Source organism: Chelatococcus sp. GCM10030263 (assembly GCF_042666455.1).
GTDB lineage: Bacteria > Pseudomonadota > Alphaproteobacteria > Rhizobiales > Beijerinckiaceae > Chelatococcus.
This window is the reverse complement of sequence record NZ_JBHTDB010000005.1, coordinates 659719-682461: the sequence shown is the minus strand read 5'-3', so window position 1 is coordinate 682461 and position 22743 is coordinate 659719. Positions and strand designations below refer to the sequence as shown.

General features: G+C 66.4%; 15 protein-coding genes. 8 read left to right on the top strand and 7 right to left on the bottom strand.

Features of this window, described 5'->3' with window-relative positions; genetic code table 11:
* Nucleotides 1-9: 9 nt before the first annotated feature.
* The 3 genes from ACFQU1_RS13400 to ACFQU1_RS13390 form a co-directional block, all read right to left on the bottom strand.
* Nucleotides 10-2340, bottom strand: coding sequence for a xanthine dehydrogenase family protein molybdopterin-binding subunit (locus ACFQU1_RS13400; protein WP_378133278.1), 2331 nt, complete (start codon nucleotides 2338-2340; stop codon nucleotides 10-12).
* Between the two features lie 242 nt (nucleotides 2341-2582).
* On the bottom strand, nucleotides 2583-4676 hold the full coding sequence (locus tag ACFQU1_RS13395; RefSeq protein ID WP_378133276.1) for a peptidase domain-containing ABC transporter: 2094 nt from the start codon (nucleotides 4674-4676) through the stop codon (nucleotides 2583-2585).
* A gap of 94 nt (nucleotides 4677-4770) precedes the next feature.
* Nucleotides 4771-6012 (bottom strand): HlyD family secretion protein, encoded by a 1242-nt coding sequence (locus ACFQU1_RS13390; protein WP_378133274.1) that lies wholly within the window; start codon nucleotides 6010-6012, stop codon nucleotides 4771-4773.
* A gap of 357 nt (nucleotides 6013-6369) precedes the next feature.
* Between ACFQU1_RS13390 and ACFQU1_RS13385 the strand changes: the two genes are divergently transcribed.
* Nucleotides 6370-7545, top strand: a complete 1176-nt coding sequence (locus ACFQU1_RS13385) for a fumarylacetoacetate hydrolase family protein (protein ID WP_378133272.1) — start codon at nucleotides 6370-6372, stop codon at nucleotides 7543-7545.
* A gap of 158 nt (nucleotides 7546-7703) precedes the next feature.
* Here the strand turns inward: ACFQU1_RS13385 and ACFQU1_RS13380 are convergent, their stop codons facing one another.
* Nucleotides 7704-8594 carry a hypothetical protein gene (locus ACFQU1_RS13380; protein ID WP_378133270.1) on the bottom strand — a complete coding sequence of 297 codons (891 nt, stop codon included), beginning with the start codon at nucleotides 8592-8594 and terminating at the stop codon, nucleotides 7704-7706.
* 476 nt (nucleotides 8595-9070) lie between these two features.
* On the opposite strand from ACFQU1_RS13380, the gene ACFQU1_RS13375 reads away from it, so the two are divergent.
* The 4 genes from ACFQU1_RS13375 (at nucleotide 9071) to ACFQU1_RS13360 (ending at nucleotide 13978) form a co-directional block, all read left to right on the top strand.
* Complete coding sequence (locus tag ACFQU1_RS13375; protein ID WP_378133268.1) at nucleotides 9071-10606, top strand: aldehyde dehydrogenase family protein; 1536 nt, start codon at nucleotides 9071-9073, stop codon at nucleotides 10604-10606.
* 200 nt (nucleotides 10607-10806) lie between these two features.
* Nucleotides 10807-12018 carry an acyl-CoA dehydrogenase gene (locus ACFQU1_RS13370; protein ID WP_378133266.1) on the top strand — a complete coding sequence of 404 codons (1212 nt, stop codon included), beginning with the start codon at nucleotides 10807-10809 and terminating at the stop codon, nucleotides 12016-12018.
* An 86-nt stretch (nucleotides 12019-12104) separates the two neighbouring features.
* On the top strand, nucleotides 12105-12701 hold the full coding sequence (locus tag ACFQU1_RS13365; RefSeq protein ID WP_378133264.1) for an endonuclease domain-containing protein: 597 nt from the start codon (nucleotides 12105-12107) through the stop codon (nucleotides 12699-12701).
* The gene (locus ACFQU1_RS13360) at nucleotides 12698-13978 is read left to right on the top strand and encodes a CaiB/BaiF CoA transferase family protein (RefSeq protein WP_378133262.1); all 1281 of its coding nucleotides are present in this window, start codon (nucleotides 12698-12700) and stop codon (nucleotides 13976-13978) included. Before ACFQU1_RS13365 ends, ACFQU1_RS13360 begins: the two co-directional genes overlap by 4 nt.
* Here ACFQU1_RS13360 and ACFQU1_RS13355 read toward each other — a convergent pair.
* The 3 genes from ACFQU1_RS13355 to ACFQU1_RS13345 form a co-directional block, all read right to left on the bottom strand.
* Entirely contained in the window at nucleotides 13947-14663 is a 717-nt protein-coding gene (locus ACFQU1_RS13355) for a class I SAM-dependent methyltransferase (protein WP_378133260.1), read from the bottom strand. The genes ACFQU1_RS13360 and ACFQU1_RS13355 overlap by 32 nt on opposite strands.
* Nucleotides 14664-14676: 13 nt before the next feature.
* On the bottom strand, nucleotides 14677-15102 hold the full coding sequence (locus ACFQU1_RS13350) for a GNAT family N-acetyltransferase (RefSeq protein ID WP_378133258.1): 426 nt from the start codon (nucleotides 15100-15102) through the stop codon (nucleotides 14677-14679).
* Nucleotides 15103-15209: 107 nt separating this feature from the next.
* Nucleotides 15210-16754, bottom strand: coding sequence for an acid phosphatase (locus tag ACFQU1_RS13345; RefSeq protein ID WP_378133256.1), 1545 nt, complete (start codon nucleotides 16752-16754; stop codon nucleotides 15210-15212).
* Between the two features lie 265 nt (nucleotides 16755-17019).
* Here ACFQU1_RS13345 and ACFQU1_RS13340 point away from each other — a divergent pair, with 265 nt between their 5' ends.
* From ACFQU1_RS13340 to polA, 3 genes are all read left to right on the top strand, one after another.
* On the top strand, nucleotides 17020-18276 hold the full coding sequence (locus tag ACFQU1_RS13340) for a cytochrome-c peroxidase (RefSeq protein ID WP_378134046.1): 1257 nt from the start codon (nucleotides 17020-17022) through the stop codon (nucleotides 18274-18276).
* A 96-nt stretch (nucleotides 18277-18372) separates the two neighbouring features.
* Complete coding sequence (locus ACFQU1_RS13335; protein WP_378133254.1) at nucleotides 18373-19596, top strand: peptide ABC transporter permease; 1224 nt, start codon at nucleotides 18373-18375, stop codon at nucleotides 19594-19596.
* Between the two features lie 63 nt (nucleotides 19597-19659).
* Nucleotides 19660-22716: a DNA polymerase I gene (gene polA, locus ACFQU1_RS13330; RefSeq protein WP_378133252.1), complete on the top strand. Its 3057-nt coding sequence runs from the start codon at nucleotides 19660-19662 to the stop codon at nucleotides 22714-22716.
* Nucleotides 22717-22743 lie beyond the last annotated feature (27 nt).

Sequence of the window (22743 nt, the reverse complement as noted above, 5' to 3'; positions counted from 1 at the left end):
GGCCCGCTGCTACTTCGAATTGGTCGCCGTCTGCGCCGCGATGGCCGACCAGACCCGGGCCGGTGTCGCGGGCATGTCGAAGTGGCGAATGCCGACCGACGCCAGTGCGTCATTGACCGCATTCATGGTGGCGGCCAAGGCCCCGACCGTTCCGGCCTCGCCCACGCCCTTGACGCCGAGCGGATTGACCTTGGTCGGCACCTCCCGATAGTCGAGCGTGAAGAAGGGCAGATCCGCCGCGCGCGGCATCTGGTAGTCCTGGAACGAGGCGGTGATCAGCTGGCCGGAAGGGTCATGCACGATCTGCTCGCCCATGGCCTGGCCGATGCCCTGGGCCACGCCGCCGTGAACTTGGCCGCTCGCGAGCGTCGGGTTCATCACCCGGCCGAGATCCTCGACCGCGCAGTAGCGCTCGATAGCGACGACCCCGGTTTCGGGATCGATCTCGACCTCGCAGATATGGGTGCCGTTGGGGAAGGTGACGGTGGGAGGCAGGAATTCGCCGGTCGCCGAAATTCCCGGCTCCTCGCCTTCGTCCAACCAGCGCGGGTCATGGGCGGCGCGGGCGACCTCGCTCAATGTGACGAAGCGGTTCGTCTGCCCGGCACGGAAAGAACCGTCGGACAGGACGACCTCGTCCTCGGTCGTTTCCAGGAGCTTGGCGGCGATGCGGGTTGCCTTGGCGATCGCCCCGTCGGTGGCGATGGTCACCGCCGAGCCGCCGACGCAGAGCCCGCCCGAGCCGCCGTTGCCCCGGCCGCCGGGCAGGCGGTCGGTATCGCCCTGGTGATAGTCCACCAGGTCCGCGGAAATGCCGAAGCGGTCGGCGATCATCTGCGGGAACATGGTCTCATAGCCCTGGCCCACCGAGACACTGCCGGAATCGACCACGAGGCGCCCTTCGGGCGTCAGCGTGAGCCTGGCAAAGTCGCGTCCGGGCCGGGTGAAGGGTCCGCCCGCCACCTCGATGCAGTTGGCGACACCGATGCCGCGCAACTTGCCGGCCGCGGCGGAGGCCTTGCGCCTCGCCTCGAAGGTCTCCCAACCGGCCATATTCGCCGCCACCTTCATATTCTCGCCGAACTCGCCGCAGTCGTAGGTGAAGACGAGAGCGGTCTTGTAGGGCATGGCGGAGGACGGGATCAGGTTTCGCCGCCGTAGCTCGAAGGGCGAGACGCCGAGCTCCCGCGCCGCCACATCGAGGACACGCTCGATGACATAGGTCGCCTCCGGGCGGCCCGCTCCGCGGTAGGCTGCGGTCGGCACCGTATGGGTGAGAACGCCATAGATGTCGGCCGCGATATGCGGGATGTCATAGACGCCGGCGATGCCACCGATATTGGTGACCGCCGAGCCGGAGCGATCGCTGAGATAGGCGCCGAGATTGACATTCATGCGCACCTTCAGGGCGACGATGCGCTGTGCCTTGTCGAAACCGATCTCGGCGGTGAAGTCGAGCTCGCGTCCATGCTCGTCGCTGAGGAAGGCTTCCGTGCGGTCGCTCTCCCACACCACGGGCCTTGCGAGGTTCCGGGCAGCCCATAGGCTGACGACGACTTCCTGCTGGACACCAGCCTTCATGCCGAAAGAGCCGCCGACGTCGCCGATGACGACCTGCAGCCCGTCGCGCGCAAAGCCCAGATCGAGCAACCGGTCGCGGAGCTGAAAGGGATTCTGGTGGCTCGCGTGGAGGACAAGCCGGCCGCTGGCTTGCGGCTCCGCGAGAAAGGCGCGCGGTTCGAGGGAGTTGGCCGACACGCGCGAGATGCTCGCCTCGAGCCGCGTGACGTGGTGGGCGCTGGCCAGCGCCGCATCCGTCGCACCATGGTCCCCGCCCTGCCAGAGAAAAGCGACATTGTCCGGCGCGATGTCCCAGACCGCGGGCGCGCCCGACGCGAGGGCCTCGGCCGGCCGAACGACGACCGGCTCTTCCTCATAGTCCACGACCACTAGCTCGGCAGCGGCGAGTGCTGCGGCGCGGCTCTCGGCGATGACCGCCACCACCGGCTCGCCGACGAAGCGCACCCGCTCCGTCGCCAGCACCGGGCGATCGGTTTTCGGGGACGAAGAGCCGTCCGGGCGGGAAAAGCGGCTGCCGCCCGGCATCATCGCCAGACCGTCCGGCGCGAGGTCCCCTCCCGTCACGACGGCCACCACGCCGTCGGCCTGCCGGGCCGCCGCCGTATCGACCGCGACGATACGAGCATGGGCATGCGGCGAGCGGACCATGACGGCATGGAGGATGCCGGAGGGCCTGAGATCGCCGACGTAACGGCCAGCGCCCGTCACCAGGCGCTGATCCTCGCGCCGTTTCACCCGATCCATCGTGACAACATTCATAGAGCCGTCCCCTGCCAAGCAGCGACGGGCATATTCTCGATCGGAGCAGACGGAGAGATGACGAGAAATGGCCCGAATTCAACAATGGAAGGATGTCTCCTCGAGGCCGCATGTCAACGTCCCGCCGTGGCGCACCGACGTGGCGTAGCGCTGCTTATGGCGTGATCCCGTCGGTCAAGCCCCGGATTGCAACCCTGTCATGCAGTGGGCGGGCCCCTTCTGGCTGTCGACGCATTCGCGCCCTAGGCGACCGCGAGCGGCGCAAAATTCGCCGAAGCCGCCTTGTTGATCTCGCGAATGTCGACAACACGATCCGCCTTGGCGATCGTCTCGGGGCGATGTGCGACGATCACCTGGGTTATGCCGACTTTGCGCAGATTGGCCGTGATGCTCTGCTCGTTGGCCAGGTCGAGATGGCTCGTGGCCTCGTCGAGCAGCAGAATGCGCGGCGTCTTGTAGAGCGCGCGCGCCAACATGAGGCGCTGGAGTTGTCCGCCGGAAAGCCCCGTTCCCATGTCGCCCACGAGTGTGTTGAAGCCCATGGGCATGCGCTCGATCTCGCCGAGAAGGCGGGCCTCGGCCGCCACCGCGCGAATGCGCTCGTGGTCGGGGCTCGTATCGAACATGGCGATGTTCTCGGCAATCGTGCCGGAAAACAGCACGTCGTCCTGGCGGACGACACCGATGAGGTCGCGCAGGCGCGTGAGCCCGATCGCGGTGACCGGCTCGCCATCGATCAGCACCTGCCCCTCTGTCGGGCGCAACTGCCCCGACAGCAGCTTGAGGAGCGTAGACTTGCCCGCCCCCGACGGGCCGATGATCGCAAGGCACTGGCCGGGCTCGACGACCAGTGAGCAGTCCTTGAGCACGTCCGCTTCATGGGCGCCGTAACGGAAGGAGACACCGCGCAGCTCAACCCGGCCGTCGACGGCGGGGGCACCGAGATAGGGCAGCGGCTGGGTCTCTTCGCGGGCGGTGAGCAGGATATCGGCGAGGCGGTCGAGATGGATGCCCAGCATGCGGAATTCCACCACCACATTGATGAGGCTCGTTGCGCTGTTGATGAAGTGATCGCGAAAGCTGAAGAAGGCGACGAGCATGCCGATGGTAAGCTCTCCCCGCATCACCGCGCCGGCGCCGATGACGAGCACGAGCACCGTCTCGATGCCCGTCACCATGTCATGAGCGAAGGTGAAGCCGACATTGCTCGTGGTGATCTTGTTCTGCAGGCGCACGGAGCGGCTCAGAAAAGCGAGATAGCGCTCGTGGCGCAAGTTCACGGCGTTGAACAGCTTGAGGGTCGCGATGCCGCGCATGGTCTCGAGCAGCACACTCTGCACCTTGGCGGCCTGAACGATCGCGCCCAGCGATTGCTCGCGCAGCATGTTGTACCAGAGCGCGCGCACGGCGCCGTAAACGAGAAAAGTCGCGACGACGATCGCGGTCAGGATCGGGCTGTAGAGCAGCATCACGACGATGGCGACGACGGCGACGATGCTGTCGATTCCGACCGTGATGACGCTCGACGTCAGCGTGTGATGGATCGTATTGCCGGATTCGACCCTGTTCATGATGTCGGCCGCGAAGCGCTGCTCGAACCAGGCGGTGGGCAGATCGGCCATATGGCGGAAGATATGCGAGGGCACGATCACCGACAGCGACGCTGAGAGGTTGCGCTGCACGAGCGCGCGGATGGCCACCGTCGCCGCTTTGCCGAGAAGCATGAGGGACATGGCGACCGCGATCACCGTCAAGAGATCTCGATCGGCGCTGACGAGCGCATCGTCGATGACGAATTGCTGCAGGATCGGCAGCGACAGGGAGATGAATTGCAACCCAAAGGCAAAAAGGAAGAGAATGAAGATGGACTGCACCAGCCCCCCCGTGCGCGGGATGACGGCGCCGAGGCGCAACTTCCGGCGCATGTCGCGTCTTGCGAAGGTCGGGCTCGGCCAAGCTTCCAGAGCAACCCCGGTGAAGGAGCGGTTCATCTCCTCCGCGGAGACGGTGACCCGCCCAATGGCTGGGTCATTGATGATGTAGCGCTTGCCCCGGCGCGCCACGAGCACGACGAAATGGTCGAGCCGCCAATGCAGCATGGCGGGCAGGCGGATCTGATCGAGCTCATCGATCTCGCAGCGCAGGGCCCGCGTCTCGAGCTGCAGCACGCGCGCCACCCCGATCAGATCCTTCAAGGTCGTGCCCTTCGTGGAGACGAAATGGCGCGCCCTGAGCCCCGGAAGGTCGATCTCCAGCCCATGAGCGCTCGCAAGCATCGCAATGCAGGCCAGACCGCATTCCGCGCGTTCGGATTGAAGGATCAGTCGCGTTTTCATGGGAATACCTCAAGCACCACAGCAATGAACCCGGCCGATCGCACGCGACGCGCGTCGGTGCCGCCTATGAGCAGGACGCAGACACCGACGGTCGCTATTCGATCTTGGCGAGGCTGATGAGCGGCGAGAGGATCCATTCCCACAACCGGCGCCGCTCGACGAGGATGTCGGCGAGAAGGCGCGCGCCAGCCTGAGGCCGCTCCTCCCGTCCGTAGGCCGTGATGGTCTGGCGCTCGAGCTTCACCGTCACAACGTAATGCGGCTCGTCGCTCGCCACCGGGAAAGGCAGCTCGCGGGGGATGACGGCGGCCCGCGTCACCGACAGAACCGTGCCCTTCTGGATGCCGAACTTCTGATAGGGATAGGCTTCGTAGAAGAGATTGACGCGGTTGCCGGGCTTAACGAAGCCGGCCGCCCGCGTCGGCAGATAGAGCTGCGCCTGGAGCGTCGCCCCGTCGGGCACGATGGTGGCGAGCGGCGTGGCGGGATCGACGCGCTGGCCGATGTCGGCGGCGAGCCGCGTCACCGTACCGCCTCGCGGGGCGCGCAGGACGACGGCGCGCTGCTCCTCCGCCTGGCTCAGTTGCTGGTCGATTTCACTCAACTGCCGGTCGATCTGGGAGCCTTCGTTCGCCTGTCGGTCAGCCAGGCTCTCAAGGTCGGCCTCGATCTGGCGACGCTCGCCCTCAAGCTCCGCACTAACACGCGCGAGTTGAGCAAGAACCGCCCGCGATGCCGCGAGATTCTGCTCGATCTCCTCGCGTTTTGCCGCGGCGAAAACAGACTTCTGCTCGAGCTCCAGCGCCCGTTGCACCGCCTTCTGCCCTAGTGCGACAACGGTCGCGCGTGACGCCACTTCGGCCTCGATGCTCTCGAGCTGCGCGGCGATCGCCGTGACGCGCGCCTTGAGCCTTGCCTCCTCGGCGGCTGCGATTGTCGGCCTGCGCGCGCGCTCCGCAGCGAGCAGGCGCCTTCGCTCGCGCAGCTCGCGGGCGACGAGATCGCCCGTCCTGCCGACACTGGTTGCGGATGCGACATCCACCACGTACAGCATGTCATCGCGGCGGACCCCGTTCCCCTCGCGCACATGCCGCTCGACCACCCGCCCGTCGCGTGGCGATATCACCTTGATGAGCCCCTTGTCGGGGACAAGGAAGCCGACGACGCGTTCCTTGCGTGTGTATGATCCCACCGTCACGCCGACCAGCGCGGCAACGACGGCGACCGTGAGGCAGAGCGCGAACAGGCGCATCCAGCCGGTCGTCATACCGAGCGGGACGCCGATCTGGTCCAATTCGCGACCGACGACCTCTTCCCGAAACAGCGGTGTAGTCATCAAAATCTGCTCGCAATCCGCATGTGCTCCGCACGCTTCGCAGGCAAACGATCGCACGTCACATGCCCCGGTTGAATCTATCCATATGAAAGATAGCCATCTTCTTTGCAATATTCTTCTCGTTAGCGGCGTAATGTCGAGTTTATAAAAAGATTTTCTTGATAATTCGTTATATTAGGCCGATAATTGCTGCATATCTCATCAGATTTGCTTGGAAGCGACGCTGCGCTGGGCAGGGTTCCTCCGCCCGTCGCCGCAGCCTCCCGCTTGACGCGACGGAATTGATGCCCTCAATGCGGCCGATGGAGCAGCGGACCGGTGCGGTCCGTCTCAAGGTGAACGGCGGAGGATCGGCCCATGATCGACGGTTTGACTTTGGCGGCGGCACTGCCCACCGATGCGCCGCGCGCGGCGCTCGCGGGCCGCATCTTCCGGCCTGACCGTGCGGGGCCCTCGGTCGTGGCGATACGCGACGGTGGGCTCGTCGATATCTCCGCCCGCTTCCCGACCACGCGCGACCTCTGCGAGAGCGACGACCCTGCAGCGGCTCTGCGCGCGGCCGAGGGCGAATTCGTCGCGCCGCTCGAAGCGGTTCTCGCGAATACGCCACCGGACGGGCGCGATGCTTCCAAGCCCTGGCTCCTTGCCCCGATCGACCTGCAGGCCATCAAGGCTGCTGGCGTCACTTTCGCCATATCGATGCTCGAACGGGTGATCGAGGAACGGGCCCGCGGCGATGCCGGCGCGGCCGAGGCCATCCGCGCCGAGATCATCAGTCTCGTCGGCGAGGATTTCGCCAAGCTGAAGCCCGGTTCACCCGAGGCGATGCGACTCAAAGAGATGCTCATCGCACAAGGCGCCTGGAGCCAATATCTCGAGGTCGGCATCGGCCCGGACGCCGAGATTTTCACCAAGGCCCAGCCCATGTCGGCGGTCGGCACGGGCATGGATGCCGGTATCCACCCCATCTCGACCTGGAACAATCCGGAACCGGAGGTCGTTCTCGCCGTCGCATCCGACGGCCGCATCGTCGGGGCGACGCTCGGCAATGACGTCAATCTGCGCGACGTGGAAGGCCGCTCGGCGCTACTCCTGTCGAAGGCCAAGGACAACAACGCAAGCTGCGCCATCGGGCCTTTCATGCGTTTCTTCGACCGGGATTTCGCCCTGGACGACGTGCGCAAAATGACGGTGACGCTCACCGTCGAAGGGCCGGAGGGCTTCCGCCTCGAAGGCCTCTCGACGATCGAGAAGATCAGCCGCGATCCGGCCGATCTCGTGGCGCAGATGCTCGGCAAGCATCACCACTATCCGGACGGCGCCGTGCTCTTCCTCGGCACGCTCTTCGCACCGGTGGAGGATCGCGACGCGCCGGGCAAGGGCTTCACCCACAAGGAAGACGACATCGTCACAATCGCTGCGCCGCAGCTCGGGGGGCTCGTCAACCGTATCCGCCACACGGATCGCTGCGAGCCCTGGACCTTCGGCGTCGGCCATCTCATGCGCAATCTCGCCGCGCGCGGCCTGCTCTAACCGTCGGCCAACCGCCTTGAGTCGATGGCTGCACCCGGAATCGCCCGCGCCCAGGCGCGGGCCGTGGGAGCCCGTGATCGGCGGACCGAGCAACTGCCCAAGCGTCCTGGAGGCGGCGACCCGAGGATGGCGAGCCTATGCCCGGCATCGGTCTGCTCTCACAGACCGATCGCGCCATGGACGCCGTGATGCCCCCCTGAGACGAACACCTCGAGCGGCTCAGCCCAGCCCTTCCACCTCTTCATGACGGCGGTCATGCCCGCGCCCGTCGCCCCAAGCACGCCAATCACCGCAAAGCGGCACGCCGGGTAATTCCGCAACATTCTCCCGAGGGCGAAAGATGCGCTGCCGTAATAAGCGTCCATCATGCCGGCAAGACTGCGGAAAAGCGTTCTTTGATCGCACCACGGATCCGGTTTGCCCGGCGGCCCGAGCGAAGGATCAAGGCGCGCGGCAATGACATTGGCAATGGCGGTGCTCAAGAAGGCGCTGCTTGCGCTGATGAAAACGATGACGACATCGCACCCCGGCGGCACGAAAGCCGTGACGATCAAGCTACGTGCCGTTGCCACCGCAATCCCGACAACGATTTCCCCCAAATCCAGCCGAGCGGGACGAGGCCAGTTCCCGCGGGGCTGAAGCCTGGCATTCGCCCAATGCTTGAGCGGTGTGAGGGCACCAGCTGTGCCGTGAGCCGCAGCTCCCGCAACGGCGCGGCCCACCGCCTCGGCTAGATCAGTGCTGGTCAGATCGAGCGCAATGCGGTCGGCGCCAGCGCCAACCAGGCCGCCGATGCCTATACCGGCTAAACCGCCCAGGCTCGTTGCGGTGGCGGTACCAGCCGCGACAACGGCCTCGATCGCAGCTTTCGTCAATGCCCAGCGCAACTGCAACGCGAGCAGCGAGCCGCCGTGCTCATCTAAAGCACCATACATCCCCGGGCGCATCGACGGCGACGATTGCCAGCGTCCGCTGTTCCCGTCTCCGGACATCGTGAAACTTAGCCGCTCGCTGCGACCGGCAGGTGGCGACACGCTCGGCCAGGTCATCGCCGACGCCGTTACGTTCAGCTGTCGGACTATGCCGCTTGGTATCCGGCCCGCCGCGGGAGCCCTCACCGGTCCACTCGCGCTAATATTTGCAGAAATACTCGGAATAGGCGTGAGACGATTGGACGGCATAATCAATATTCCGCAATAATATATACGAATCAAAATACTTCGGGTGTCCATACAGCCTCGGAGTGTGGATCAGCTTTTTTGATTTGCACACATGTCTCTTAATAGCGGCGCCCGCAAAGGAATGGTAACCACTGAAACTATTTCAGTGTGGCGACATACACTGGCCTAGGTGCATGCATTGCCGAGCGGAAGCGAGGCGGGCGCGACCCACGAGGGTCCGGAGACATATCGGTTGAAACGGGGATTGCGTATCGCCATTGTGCGGCCGACAATCGCAGGATCATGACGGCTCGACGCGGTGCGACCCTGCGATCAGGCCGACCGAAGCAATGGACAATCCGACCATGCCTTCTTTACTGTCGCTCTCTCCTGTCCGTGACGAAGCGCTCGGCATCCTGCGCCGCCTCGGCGTTTCGGACGAGGTCTTCGCCGCCTCCGGCCTTGTCGCGCGCTCGCCGATCACGGGCGAGGTGATCGCCACGCTGCGCGAAGCGGATGGCGAGGCGACGCGCGCGGCGATCGGCCGGGCGGACGCCGCCTTCAAGGCCTGGCGCCAAGTGCCGGCACCGCGGCGCGGCGAGCTCGTGCGTCTGCTCGGCGAAGAGTTGCGCGCCGCGAAAGCTGACCTCGGCCGGCTGGTGACGCTCGAAGCGGGCAAGATCACCTCCGAGGGCCTTGGCGAAGTCCAGGAGATGATCGACATCTGCGATTTCGCCGTCGGCCTGTCGCGCCAGCTCTACGGGCTCACCATCGCGACCGAGCGGCCTGACCACCGCATGATGGAGACCTGGCATCCGCTCGGCGTCTGCGGCGTCATCAGCGCCTTCAATTTTCCCGTCGCGGTCTGGTCGTGGAATGCGGCGCTCGCCTTTGTCTGCGGCGATCCGGTCGTGTGGAAGCCGTCGGAGAAGACGCCGCTCACGGCGCTTGCGGTCGCGGCGATCTTCGCCCGCGCGGCCGAGCGCTTCGGCGGCGTGCCGAAGGGGCTGCTCGAGGTCGTCATCGGCGGCCGCGCCGTCGGCGAGGCGCTGGTCGAGGACGAACGCGTTCCCGTCGTCTCGGCGACCGGCTCCACGGCCATGGGCCGCGCGGTCGGCCCGAAGCTTGCGACGCGCTTTGCGCGCGCGATCCTCGAACTCGGCGGCAATAACGGGGCGATCGTCGCGCCCTCGGCCGATCTCGACCTGGCGCTGCGCGGCATCGCCTTCGCCGCCATGGGCACGGCCGGCCAGCGCTGCACGACGCTGCGCCGCCTCTTCGTGCACGAGAGTGTCTACGACAGCTTCGTGCCGCGCCTCGCCAGGGTCTATGGCAGCGTGACGATCGGCGATCCGCGCGAAGCGACGACGCTCGTCGGTCCGCTCATCGACGGCGCCGCCTACGAGGGCATGGAAAAGGCGCTCGCCGAAGTGCGCTCGGTCGGGGCCACGGTCCATGGCGGCGGCCGGCACGACATCGGCGGGGCGGAGGCTTTCTATGTGGCGCCTGCGCTCGTCGAGATGCCCGGACAGTCCGGCCCGATGCTGCGCGAGACCTTCGCGCCGATCCTTTATGTCACGCGCTACAAGGAACTCGAGGCGGCGATTGCGCTGCATAATGCGGTGGGCGCCGGGCTCTCCTCCTCCATTTTCACGTCCGACATGCGCGAGGCGGAACGCTTCCTCTCGGTCGCGGGTTCGGACTGCGGCATCGCCAATGTGAATATCGGCCCGTCAGGCGCGGAGATCGGCGGAGCTTTCGGCGGCGAGAAGGAAACCGGCGGCGGCCGCGAAGCGGGCTCCGACGCGTGGAAGGCCTATATGCGCCGGACGACGAACACCATCAATTACGGCGCGACCCTGCCCCTGGCGCAAGGCGTGACCTTCGACGTCGGGCCGTAGCTAGTTATCCCGGCGGTCGCCCCTCCCCCTTGTGGGGAGGGGTTGGGGGTGGGGGTCCTCGTTGAGAGAACGCGACGTTGGAACTGATCTTCGACATAGCCCCACCAGCTGAATAAAACCGCCTCCACCCCTTGCCCCTCCCCACAAGGGGGAGGGGCAAGGTCGCGGAAAACGCGCAACGATAACAAGCGGAGTTTCCAATGGCCGAGGCAGTCATGAGCAGCACCAAGGGCGGAGGCGCCTTCGACTGGGCCGATCCCTTTCTGCTCACCGATCAGCTCACCGATGACGAGCGCATGATCCGCGACACGGCGCAGTCTTACGCGCAGGACAAGCTGCTGCCGCGCGTCATAGAAGCCTATGCGCAAGAAAAGACCGACCGCGCCATCTTCACCGAAATGGGCGAGCTCGGCCTGCTCGGCGTGACGCTGCCGGAAGACTATGGCTGCGCGGGCGCGTCCTATGTGGCCTATGGGCTCGTCGCGCGTGAGGTGGAGCGCGTCGACTCCGGCTATCGTTCCATGATGAGCGTGCAGTCCTCGCTCGTCATGTATCCGGTCTATGCCTATGGCGACGAGGCGCAGCGCAGACACTATCTGCCGAAGCTCGCGTCGGGCGAATGGGTCGGCTGTTTCGGGCTGACGGAGCCCGACGCCGGCTCCGATCCCGCCGGGATGAAGACCCGCGCGGAGAAGGTCGACGGCGGCTATCGCCTGACCGGCACGAAGACATGGATCTCGAACTCGCCCATCGCCGATGTTTTCGTGGTCTGGGCGAAGTCAGCCGGCCATGACGGGGCGATCCGCGGCTTCATCCTGGACAAGGGCCTGAAGGGGCTGTCCGCGCCGAAGATCGGCGGCAAGCTCTCGCTGCGGGCCTCGATCACCGGCGAGATCGTCATGGATGGCGTCGAGGTACCGGAAGAAGCGCTGCTGCCGAATGTCTCCGGCCTGAAGGGGCCCTTCGGCTGCCTCAACCGCGCCCGCTATGGCATTTCCTGGGGCGCCATGGGCGCCGCCGAGGATTGCTGGCACCGCGCCCGGAACTATGTGCTCGAACGCAAGCAGTTCGGCCGGCCGCTCGCCGCCACGCAGCTCGTGCAAAAGAAGCTCGCCGACATGCAGACCGAGATCGCGCTCGGCCTGCAGGCGAGCCTGCGCGTCGGCCGTCTCTTCGACGAGGGCAAGATGGCGCCGGAGATGATCTCCCTGGTGAAGCGCAACAACTGCGGCAAGGCGCTCGATATTGCCCGGCAAGCGCGCGACATGCACGGCGGCAACGGCATCCAGGAAGAATACCACGTCATGCGCCACGCCCAGAACCTGGAGACGGTCAATACCTACGAGGGCACCCACGACGTGCACGCCCTCATCCTCGGCCGCGCCCAGACCGGGATTCAGGCGTTTTTTTAGGCTCGAAGGACGGTGCTCGTTCGTCCCCACCCGTCACGCGCTCCGCGCGTGCCACCCTCCCCTGCGGGGAGGGATCGGAGTGCGCCATGAGCGGTCCTGATGATGATACAAGCACCGACGATCCCTCCCCGCAGGGGAGGGTGGCGGCGAAGCCGCCGGGTGGGGACCGGCGCAAAGGCCAAAGCCGGGCACATGGACGTCCCGAAAGCCCGCTCCCAAATGCCCTTCCCCGCGCCCTGCGCAAGCGCATGACACCGCAGGAGGTGAAGCTCTGGAATTGGCTGCGCGAGGAGCTTGCGCCGGCCGGGCTCCACTTCCGGCGGCAGGTCGCCATCAGCCGCTTCGTTGTCGATTTCGCCTGTCTCAAGCACCGGGTCATCGTCGAAGTCGACGGCGGGCATCACGGCCTCCATGGCCATGCTGCGGCCGATCGGGCGCGTGACGAGGCGCTGTCGAAGCATGGCTTTCATGTGCTGCGCTTCTCGAACGCCGATGTGGATCAGAATAAGCGGATGGTTCTCGACACGATCTATGCGGCGTTGACTTGCGCAACTCCCCACCCGTCACGCGCCATCGAACTAGGGCTGGCCCGAGTTCGATTCTCAAAGTGCCGAAGTCGGATAAATCCGACTTCGGCGCGCGTGCCACCCTCCCCTGCAGGGAGGGATCGGAGCGCGCCATGAGCGGCACGGACGATACGGATACGAACAGCATGGGCGTGGATGAGATCGAGGCGGGCGGTCCCTCCCCGCAGGGGAGAGTGGCGGTGGAGCCGGGTGGAAGCCCTCCCCTCCACGGCGTCAAGGTCCTCGAACTCGCGCGCATCCTCGCCGGGCCTTGGGCCGGGCAGCTGCTCGCCGATCTTGGCGCCGATGTGGTCAAGGTGGAGCGGCCTGGCGCGGGCGACGACACCCGCGGCTGGGGACCACCTTTCGTTCCGACTGAGCGCGGCGGCGACCTCTCGGCCGCCTATTTCCACGCGACCAATCGCGGCAAGCGCTCCGTCGCGGTCGATTTCGAAACGGCCGAAGGCCAGGCGCTCATCCGCCGCCTCGCAGCCCATGCGGACGTGGTCATCGAAAATTTCAAGGTCGGCGGCCTTGAGAAATACGGGCTCGACTACGAAAGCCTGAAAGCCGTCAATCCGCGGCTCGTCTATTGCTCCATCACCGGCTTCGGCCAGACCGGGCCCTATGCCAGCCGCGCCGGCTACGACTATCTCGTCCAGGGGATGGCCGGCATCATGGACCTGACCGGCTCGCCCGACGGCGAGCCCATGAAGATGGGCGTCGCCTTCGCCGACATCTTCACCGGCCTTTATGCGACGGTCGGGATTCTTGCCGCCCTCAAGCGGCGGGAGGTGACGGGCCAGGGCGGCCAGGTCGACATGGCGCTGCTCGATACCCAGGTCGGCGTGCTCGCCAATCAGGCGATGAACTATCTCGTGTCGGGCGTCGCACCGAAGCGGCTCGGCAACGCCCATCCCAATATCGTGCCCTACCAGGTGTTCGAGGTCGCCGACGGACATGTGATCGTCGCGGTCGGCAATGATGCGCAGTTCCGACGCTTCGTCACCATCCTCGGCGAGCCGGCGCTCGCGGACGAGCCGGCCTATGCCACCAACAAGGCGCGTGTCGCCAACCGCGAGCGGCTCGTGCCGATACTCGCCGCGCTGATGCTGCGCTTCACACGCGCCGATCTCCTCCGGCGGCTCGAAGCCGAGGGCGTGCCGGGAGGCCCCATCAATTCCGTGGCCGAGGTCTTTGCCGATCCGCAGGTCATCGCGCGCGGCCTCCGTATCGACCTGCCCCACCCCACCGCCGCAGGTGGGGCCATTCCCTCCGTGCGCTCGCCCATCGTGCTCGATGGAGAGCCGCAGGTCGCAAAGCGCCCCTCCCCCGGGCTCGGCGAACAGACGGACGACGTGCTCAAGGATCCGAGCTGGGGCGGGGCGTCGTGAGCGGGCCGGCGCAGGGCAATTCCGCTCGCTCGAAGGCGAAGACGGCGCTTCGTCCGCCTGGCGCCTGCGCACCCTCGCCGAAATCCGCCACCGCATAATCGGCGACGAGCCGAAGACGCGAGCGGGGCAGGAAAGCGCGGCCGGGGTCGCCGACGAGCACGGTGATATTCGCGACAACGCAGCGGTCGAGGAAAGCCGTCACGCGATCGGCGAGTTCCTGCGCGTAAAAGAGGTCGCCGACCGCGATGAGGTCCACGTCGGGGGCCGGCCCGGCCGTGATATCCTCCCCGACGACGGACAGAACGACATCGTTCGCCGCGGCGTTGAGACCGAGCGCTGCGACACCATAGCGGTTGGTTTCGGCGGCCATGACCTCGCACGCACCGGCCTTGGCCGCCGCAATGGCCACGAGGCCGGACCCCGCCCCGAGGTCGAGCACACGCCGGCCCGCGACCGTCTCCGGATGCTCGGCAAAATGGCGGGCGAGCGCCAAGCCGCCCGCCCAGGCATAGGCCCAATAGGGCGCGCCGAAATCAGGATCGCTTTCCGCGAGGCGCCAGAGTCCGCTCGAGGGCTGCGCCCGGTGCAGGCAGATGCCGGGCAGAAGGGGCACAGGCGCGAGCGGCAACTGCTCGCGAATGAACTGCACCGGATCGAGCTGCCGCCGGCGCGGTCTGGCTACCATTTGCCCGACATGCCTATTGCTCGCGGCGATACCAGAAGGCGTCGGCGATGCGCATCATGCCGGCTCGCTCGTAGAAGCCGACAGCGTCCGGCACGGATGCGAGCATGATGCTGACGCGCGGACCGAGCTGGCGCCGCGCCTCGTCCAAGAGCCCCCGGCCGATGCCGAGGCGCTGGGCCGAGGCGGCGACCGCGAGTTCCGCAATATAGCAGCACCAGACCCCGTCGGTGATGCCGCGGGCCACACCAACGAGCGGCCCATCGGGGCCGCCGCGACGGGCTGTCACGATCAGCCCTGAGGCGGCGAGCATCGCCCGGAGACGATCTTCATCGTCCATGGGGCGAATCGCCGCCATCCCCGATTCCACCAGGATCTGGCGGAACTCGGCCAGGGCGAGGTCGGGCTCGCGCGCGTAGAGGATCTCTGAACGCTCGGTCATGCGCCGGACTTTGCAACATTTGCCCGGCGCCAGAAAGGGCGACGACGTCGCCCCTTCCCTTCCGCATGCGCGTTCCGGGCATGCCGGAACGCGCCGTTTTCCGTCGCTCAGCGCGTCAGGTCGAGCGCGGCGGTGAGGTCGCCGAGCGGCGGCTCGCCATGGGCGCGCAGGGCCGCGTCGCGCGCGATGAGCCCCGGCAGGACCGGCAGGTCGTAGCGCTCGGTGATGAAGCGCAGGATGGAGGTCGTGTCGTATTCCGTGTGGTCCACCCAGCCGTGTTTCGCATAAGGCGAGATGATGAAGGCCGGGATCCGATTGCCTGGCCCCCAGCGGTCGGCCTTCGGCGGGGCGACGTGATCCCAGAATCCGCCGTTCTCGTCATAGGTGACGACGACGAGCATATGCTCCCATTGCGGGCTCTTCTCGAGATGGGCGATGACGTCGGCGATATGCTGGTCGCCGCTCGACACATCGGCATAGCCGCCGTGCTCGTTGAGATTGCCCTGCGGCTTGTAGAAGGTGACCGGCGGCAGCTTGCCGGCATCGATGTCGGCGATGAAAGCCTTGCCGTCGAGACCGCCGTCCTTGAGATGCTCGGCGCGGGCCTTCGTGCCGGGAGCATAGGCGGCAAAATAGTTGAACGGCTGGTGATGGAACTGGAAATTCGGCACCGGCGTGGCGTTCTTGCCGTCGAGGGCCACCTGCCATGCGCCCGCATACCAGGCCCAGTTGATGCCCTTGAGCGACAGGAGGTCGCCGATGGTGATCTCGCTCTGCGGCGGCAGCGTCGTCGGCGCATTCGGGTCGGCGGTGGCCGCGTCAGCGCCGTGGGCCGGCTTGTTCTGGCTCGGCTGGTAGGGCGGCTGCATCGTGTTGACCGCATAGAAGTCTGGTGTGAGCGTGCCGTCCTGCACGAACTTCGGCACGCCGTCGAGCGCCGAGGCCGGTGAATTGGCCGCGACCTTCAGGGTGATCCCGTCGTCTTCGACCGCCGAGATCTGGCCCTTGGCCGGGCTCGTGTCGGCGTTGGGATAGACGGGCGCGCAGGCGCAGACGAGCGCGAAGTGATTGAGGAAGGAGCCGCCGAAGGCGCCCTGGAAGAAGTTGTCGGCGAGCACGTATTTCTGGGCCAGCTTCCACAAGGGCAGTGTGGAACCGTCGTAGTGGCCCATGACGAGGCCGCCGGAATCGGCCCAGGCGACGAATTTGTCGTTCTTGCCGCCGTCGATCTGCATCTGCTCCTGGTAGAAGCGGTGCCAGAGGTCGCGGGTGATCACCGACAGAGGCTGATTGAACCCCTTGGGGTCGTCGATGCCGAAAGGCGCATTCGGCAGATGCGCAGACTGCGCCTCGGTGACCGGCGGCGTCACGCCCTTTGCGGTGAGCCCGCCCCAGGCCGGCGGCAGCTCGGACAGCGGCTTGCCGTCGCGATCGAGTTGGCGCGCCTGACCAGGCGTCACATTGGCGAACCCGTCAGCACCCGGGAAATTCCCGTACAGGTTATCGAAGCTGCGGTTTTCGGCATAGATGACGACAATCGTGTCGATCTTGTCGAAGCCGGTTGGCGCGGCCTCGGCGCGCGCCGCAGTGACGAGCGGCGTTAGGGCGGATGTGGCGGCAAGAAGCGATGAAAGAAGTCGTTGCCTCGTCATGTCGGCAATCCTCATGGATGAAATCCGGGAGAGAGAGCGCTGCGGCGGCCGCTCGGAACGGGCGGCGGGCAGGACGGGCGCGATCTAGCGCACCGGCGTATATCGCATTTGTGACGATGGGCGTTTTGTCGCGGAGCCACAGGCGGCGCAACGGCAGGAGCGTCATGCATGCTTTGCAATCGCGCGCGATCTATGTCGCGAAAGCAGCATGAGGCGTGTCGTGAAAGACAAAAGCCGGCAAATATTTGGGGCGGCAATCGTCGCCATGGCCGCGCTGGGCGGCCTGGCGCTTCTCGCCGCGCCCGGAACAGTCAGCGCTGGCCATTGGCCCGGGCCTCTCTCGCGCCCGGAGGCATTCGCGCGCGCGGCTGCCTTGACCCAACTCGGCCGCGCGATGTTCTTCGATCCGTCCCTCTCCGCTTCAGGGGCGCGGTCCTGCGCCTCCTGCCATGATCCGCACCACGGCTTTGGGCCGGCTTCGGCCGCCCCCGTCGAGATGGGCGGCCCCATGCTCGACCAACCAGGCGTGCGCGCCGTGCCGTCGCTGCGCTATCTGCAGGCGGTGCCGGCCTTCACGGAGCATTATTTCGAATCCGAGGACGAGGGCGACGAGAGCGTCGACAACGGCCCGACCGGCGGCCTCACCTGGGACGGGCGCGTCGACCACGGCCGCGACCAGGCCGCGATCCCGCTGCTGTCGCCCTTCGAGATGGCCAACAAGGATGCCGCGCAGGTTGCCGCAGCCCTGCGCCGAGCGCCCTATGCGGACGAGCTCGAGGCGCTGTTCGGGGCCGACATTTTCAACCACCCGCAGGACGCCTTGAAGGCGGCCGGCGAGGCGCTCGGCACCTTCGAGCAGAGCCCGTCCGACTTCTACCCCTATTCGAGCCGCTACGACGCTTATCTCGCCGGCAAGGCAACACTGACCGCGCAGGAACTCAGGGGCCTCAAGCTCTTCGAGGATCCGGACAAGGGCAATTGCGCGAGTTGCCATCGCAGCCAGCCGGCCAATGACGGCGAACCGCCGCAATTCACCGATTTCGGCATGATCGCCATCGCGCCGCCTCGCAATCCGGCCATTTCCGCCAATCGCGACCCGAACTATCACGACCTCGGCCTGTGCGGGCCGCTGCGCACGGACTTGCAGGATCGCGCCGACTACTGCGGGCTCTTCCGTACGCCTTCCCTGCGTAATGTAGCGCTGCGCCAAAGCTTCTTCCACAACGGCAGCCTGCATAGCCTGCGCGACGTGGTGGCCTTCTATGCGACACGGGACACGGACCCCGGCCGCTGGTACTCCCACGCGCCTGACGGAACTGTCCGGCCCTATGACGACCTGACGCCGGCCTATTGGAGCAATCTCAACCGCGATCCGCCCTTCGGCCGCAAGCCGGGCGATCCGCCCGCACTCACGGATGCCGAAATCGACGACGTCGTCGCCTTTCTCGGCACGCTGACGGATGCCGACCAGGGGCAGGCGCAGGCGGGAGGTGCCGGCCTCGCCGTGACGCAACAAAGGTGAACTGTTGCATGGGACCTACAGCTTAAAAGCGGCCGGCAGGCTAGCCTGTCCGGAAGGCGGGGCCCACCGGGCGGCTCCGCTCTTGCCGGGCTATCGATGGTCACGCGTTCCCACTCCCCCGCTCTCGATCCAGCAGCCGATGCCGCGGCCCTGCTGCGACGCATCGGTTTTGCCACGCTCGTGGTCGCCGTGCCTGTCGCTGCGCTGGTGACTCGGCGCGCGGCGGTGGTTTTGGCGCCGATCGGGGTCGCGCTCCTCGTCATGGCCGCGCTTCTCGACGGGCAGGCGCATATGCTCGCGGCAGTTCGTCGCATCATGAGCTCGCGTGCGGGCATGGCCGGCTTGATCCTGCTCGGCTGGGCCGCGCTGTCGCTGATCTGGACGCGCTTTCCGGATACGGCCGCCAACAAGCTCTTCAATATCATCGGCGCGACGGTGCTGGTGCTCGCCGGCACCGCGGCGCTGCCGGAGCGTGTACGCGCCGCGAATCTCTATCTGACCGGCATCGGCGCCGCGGCTGCGGCCGTCTTCGCCATTGCCGTCTTCCTGCTGCAGCCGGACGAGGAGAATATTTCCGCGATCGCGAGCCTGGAACGCGGACTGACGGGGCTGTCGGTCATGATCTGGCCGGCGCTTGCCTGGCTCGTGTCGCGCCAACGCAACGTCCTGTCGCTCGCCCTGGCTGCCGTTGCGGTGCTCGCCATGCTGGTCGGCACCGTGCCGGTGGCTTTCGTGGCTTTTGCGCTGGGTGCGTTCATCTTCGGCCTGTCGTCCATCCGGCCGAGGACCGGCGTGGCGGTCGTCGCCTGGGGCATGGCCGCCGCCGTCGCTCTCGCGCCGGTTATTCCCTTCATCGCCCAGCCGATCGTCAAAACCGTTCTCGGCACGGCGCATCCCCTGACGGAATCGCTGCGGGCCTGGACGATGATCGTGCGGGCCGAGCCGATGCGTCTCATCACGGGCCATGGGCTCGATGCGAGCCTGCGCGGGCGCGTCGCCGGTGAGATCCCGGCCAATACACCGGTCGGGCTGCCCTTCGAGGTCTGGTACGAACTCGGCGTGGTCGGCGCGGCAGCGCTCGCGGTCGGGCTGTTCTGGGCAGCGCGGCGCGCCTCTTTCGCCAATCCGGTTCTGGTGCCGGGCATCATGGCCGCCTTTACGGCGAGCTTCATGCTCGCCTGCCTCGGGGTGGGCAGCGCCATCGCCTGGTGGGTCACGACGATGAGCATCGCGGTGATCGCCTTCGTCGCCATCGAACGCGGCCAGTTCCGCACCAGCCGCCCCAAGGCACGGCTGTGGACGGCGGCGAACGATCGCTGAGGCGGGCCGCCTATACGCGCCAATGGCATGGTGCCGCGCGCGACATTGCGCTATCCCTCAGCCATGAGTGACACGACGCCCCTGAAGCCGGGCGACCACGTCTTCCTGGTCGACGGCTCCTCCTTCGTCTTTCGCGCCTATTTCCAGTCCATGAACCAGGACCGGAAATACAACTATCGCTCGGACGGCCTGCCGACCGGGGCAGTCAGGCTGTTCTGCACTAAGCTCTTCCAGTTCATCCGCGAGGGCGCGGTCGGCATCAGGCCGACCCATCTCGCCATCATTTTCGACAAATCGGAGAACTCCTTCCGTAAGGAGATCTACCCAGCTTACAAGGGCAACCGGTCGGAGCCGCCCGAGGACCTCGTGCCGCAATTCCCGCTGATGCGCGAGGCGGTCAGGGCTTTCGGGCTGAAGCCGGTGGAGCAGGACCGCTACGAGGCCGACGATCTCATTGCGACCTACGCCCGCCATGCGACGGAAGCCGGCGCCGACGTGCTCATCATCTCCGCCGACAAAGACCTGATGCAGCTCATCGGGCCGGGCGTCGCCATGTATGATCCGGCCTCGGGCACGCAGGCGAAGGGCAGCTTCCGGCCGGAGCGGCGCATCGGGCTCGAGGAGGTCATCGCCTATTTCGGCGTGACGCCCGACAAGGTGGTGGATGTGCAGGCGCTTGCTGGCGATGCGACCGATAACGTTCCCGGCGCACCCGGCATCGGCATCAAGACGGCCGCCCAGCTCGTCAATGATTTCGGCGACCTGGAAGAACTGCTCGCGCGCGCCGGAGAGATCAAGCAGCCGAAGCGCCGTGAGACCCTGACCGCCCCGGATATCGTCGAGCGCGTGCGGATCTCGAAGCAGCTCGTGGCGCTAGTCGACGACGTAACGGTGGAGACGCCGCTCGCCGATCTCAAACTCGTCGATCCCGAGCCGACGACGCTCGTTTCCTTCCTCAAGGCGCTCGAATTCACCACCATCACCAAGCGCGTATCAGAAATCTACGAAACCGATGCGAATGCGATAGCGCCCGACGCGCGGCTTGCCGTCGGCACGGGCGAGATCTGGCACGGCCAGACGTCGCAGACCGGAGCCGCTCCATCTGTGCCGTCACAGACCGGAGAGGCCGCAGCCGGAGCAAATGGCGCGGCCGTCGTGGCGCCCGCCGCGCAGGTGGCCGTGAGCGCCGGCGCAGAGGCGGCTGTGGGCACGCCCGCCGTACTTGCCGCCGAACGCGCCAAGCAGGCCCGCGAAGTACCGCTCGACCGTGAGAGCTATCCGACGGTGACCACGCTCGATGCGCTCGACGGCTGGATCGCCGAGGCCGTTGAGGCCGGCAGCGTCGCCTTCGACACCGAGGCAACCTCGCTCGACGCCATGCAGGCCGAGCTCGTCGGCATCTCGCTCGCGGTGGCGCCCGGCAGGGCCTGCTACATTCCCCTACAGCACAAGGCGGAAGGCGGCGACGGGCTCTTCGGCGGCGGCATGCTCGCCGGCCAGATCCCGATCCGCGACGCACTCGCCCGGCTGAAGCCGCTCCTGGAGCGGCCCGACATCCTCAAGATCGGCCAGAATCTCAAATACGATATTCTGTTGCTCAGCCGCTACGGCATCACCGTCACAGCCTATGACGACACAATGCTGATGTCCTATGCGCTCGACGCCGGCCGCTCGGGTATCGCGGGCCATGGCATGGATGCCTTGTCGGAAAAGTTCCTCGGCCATAAGCCGCTGGCCTTCGGTGACGTCGCCGGCAAGGGTCGCAACGCGGTCACCTTCGACCGGGTGGCGATCGACAACGCAACCGCCTATGCCGCCGAAGACGCGGACGTGACGCTGAGGCTCTGGCAGATCTTCAAGGCGCGGCTCGTCGCCGAGAGCAAGACCACCGTCTATGAAACGCTGGAGCGACCACTCGTGGGCGTGCTGGCGCGCATGGAAGGGCGTGGTATCGCCATCGACCGCACGATCCTGTCGCGCCTGTCGGGCTCCTTCGCGCAGACCCTCGCCAGGCTCGAGGAGGAGATCTATACGATTGCCGGCGAGCGTTTCACCATCGGCTCGCCCAAGCAGCTCGGCGATATTCTCTTCGGCAAGCTCGGGCTGCCGGGTGCAAAGAAGACCGCGACCGGGCAATGGGCGACCGGTGCCAATGTGCTCGAGGATCTCGCAGCGGAAGGCTATCCCCTGCCCGTCAAGATCCTGGAATGGCGCCAGCTCGCGAAGCTCAAGTCGACCTATACCGATGCGCTGCCGAGCTATGTCCATCCGGAAACCGGGCGCGTGCACACCTGCTACTCGCTGGCGGCGACGACGACGGGCCGGCTCTCCTCTTCCGAGCCCAATCTGCAAAACATTCCGGTGCGCACGGAGGAAGGCCGCAAGATCCGCACGGCTTTCGTGGCAGCGCCCGGCATGAAGCTCGTCTCGGCGGACTACAGCCAGATCGAGCTGCGACTGCTCGCCCATATGGCCGATATTCCGCAGCTTCGGCAGGCCTTTTCCGAGGGCATCGACATCCATGCGATGACCGCATCGGAAATGTTCGGCGTGCCGGTCAAGGGCATGGATCCCATGGTGCGTCGGCGTGCCAAGGCGATCAATTTCGGCATCATCTACGGCATCTCGGCTTTTGGCCTCGCCAACCAGCTCAGCATTCCGCGCGAGGAAGCCGGCGCCTATATCCGCCGCTATTTCGAGCGCTTCCCCGGCATCCGCGACTATATGGACGAGACCAAGGCCTTCTGCCGCGAGCACGGCTATGTCACGACCATCTTCGGCCGCGTCTGCCACTATCCCGATATCCGCTCGTCCAATCCCTCGCAGCGCGCCTTTGTCGAGCGGCAGGCGATCAACGCACCGCTTCAGGGCTCGGCCTCCGACATCATCCGCCGCGCCATGGCGCGCATGGAGAAAGCGCTGTCATCGGCGGGGCTGGCGGCCCGCATGCTCTTGCAGGTGCATGACGAGCTCGTCTTCGAGGTGCCGGACGATGAGGTCGAGCGGGCCTTGCCGATCATCACCCAGGTGATGGAGGCAGCCCCCCTCCCCGCTGCCGAGCTCCGTGTCGCGCTGCATGTGGACGCGCGCGCCGCGGACAATTGGGAAGAGGCGCATTGACGACGCTCCTCGTCGATCGAAGTCGAG

What these genes read in the sequence shown, in the direction of transcription:
- ACFQU1_RS13400 (WP_378133278.1), bottom strand. Translation starts at nt 2,340, where the DNA reads ATGAATGTTGTCACGATGGATCGGGTGAAACGGCGCGAGGATCAGCGC.
- ACFQU1_RS13395 (WP_378133276.1), bottom strand. Translation starts at nt 4,676, where the DNA reads ATGAAAACGCGACTGATCCTTCAATCCGAACGCGCGGAATGCGGTCTG.
- ACFQU1_RS13390 (WP_378133274.1), bottom strand. Translation starts at nt 6,012, where the DNA reads ATGACTACACCGCTGTTTCGGGAAGAGGTCGTCGGTCGCGAATTGGAC.
- ACFQU1_RS13385 (WP_378133272.1), top strand. Translation starts at nt 6,370, where the DNA reads ATGATCGACGGTTTGACTTTGGCGGCGGCACTGCCCACCGATGCGCCG.
- ACFQU1_RS13380 (WP_378133270.1), bottom strand. Translation starts at nt 8,594, where the DNA reads ATGACCTGGCCGAGCGTGTCGCCACCTGCCGGTCGCAGCGAGCGGCTA.
- ACFQU1_RS13375 (WP_378133268.1), top strand. Translation starts at nt 9,071, where the DNA reads ATGCCTTCTTTACTGTCGCTCTCTCCTGTCCGTGACGAAGCGCTCGGC.
- ACFQU1_RS13370 (WP_378133266.1), top strand. Translation starts at nt 10,807, where the DNA reads ATGGCCGAGGCAGTCATGAGCAGCACCAAGGGCGGAGGCGCCTTCGAC.
- ACFQU1_RS13365 (WP_378133264.1), top strand. Translation starts at nt 12,105, where the DNA reads ATGAGCGGTCCTGATGATGATACAAGCACCGACGATCCCTCCCCGCAG.
- ACFQU1_RS13360 (WP_378133262.1), top strand. Translation starts at nt 12,698, where the DNA reads ATGAGCGGCACGGACGATACGGATACGAACAGCATGGGCGTGGATGAG.
- ACFQU1_RS13355 (WP_378133260.1), bottom strand. Translation starts at nt 14,663, where the DNA reads ATGGTAGCCAGACCGCGCCGGCGGCAGCTCGATCCGGTGCAGTTCATT.
- ACFQU1_RS13350 (WP_378133258.1), bottom strand. Translation starts at nt 15,102, where the DNA reads ATGACCGAGCGTTCAGAGATCCTCTACGCGCGCGAGCCCGACCTCGCC.
- ACFQU1_RS13345 (WP_378133256.1), bottom strand. Translation starts at nt 16,754, where the DNA reads ATGACGAGGCAACGACTTCTTTCATCGCTTCTTGCCGCCACATCCGCC.
- ACFQU1_RS13340 (WP_378134046.1), top strand. Translation starts at nt 17,020, where the DNA reads ATGGCCGCGCTGGGCGGCCTGGCGCTTCTCGCCGCGCCCGGAACAGTC.
- ACFQU1_RS13335 (WP_378133254.1), top strand. Translation starts at nt 18,373, where the DNA reads ATGGTCACGCGTTCCCACTCCCCCGCTCTCGATCCAGCAGCCGATGCC.
- polA (WP_378133252.1), top strand. Translation starts at nt 19,660, where the DNA reads ATGAGTGACACGACGCCCCTGAAGCCGGGCGACCACGTCTTCCTGGTC.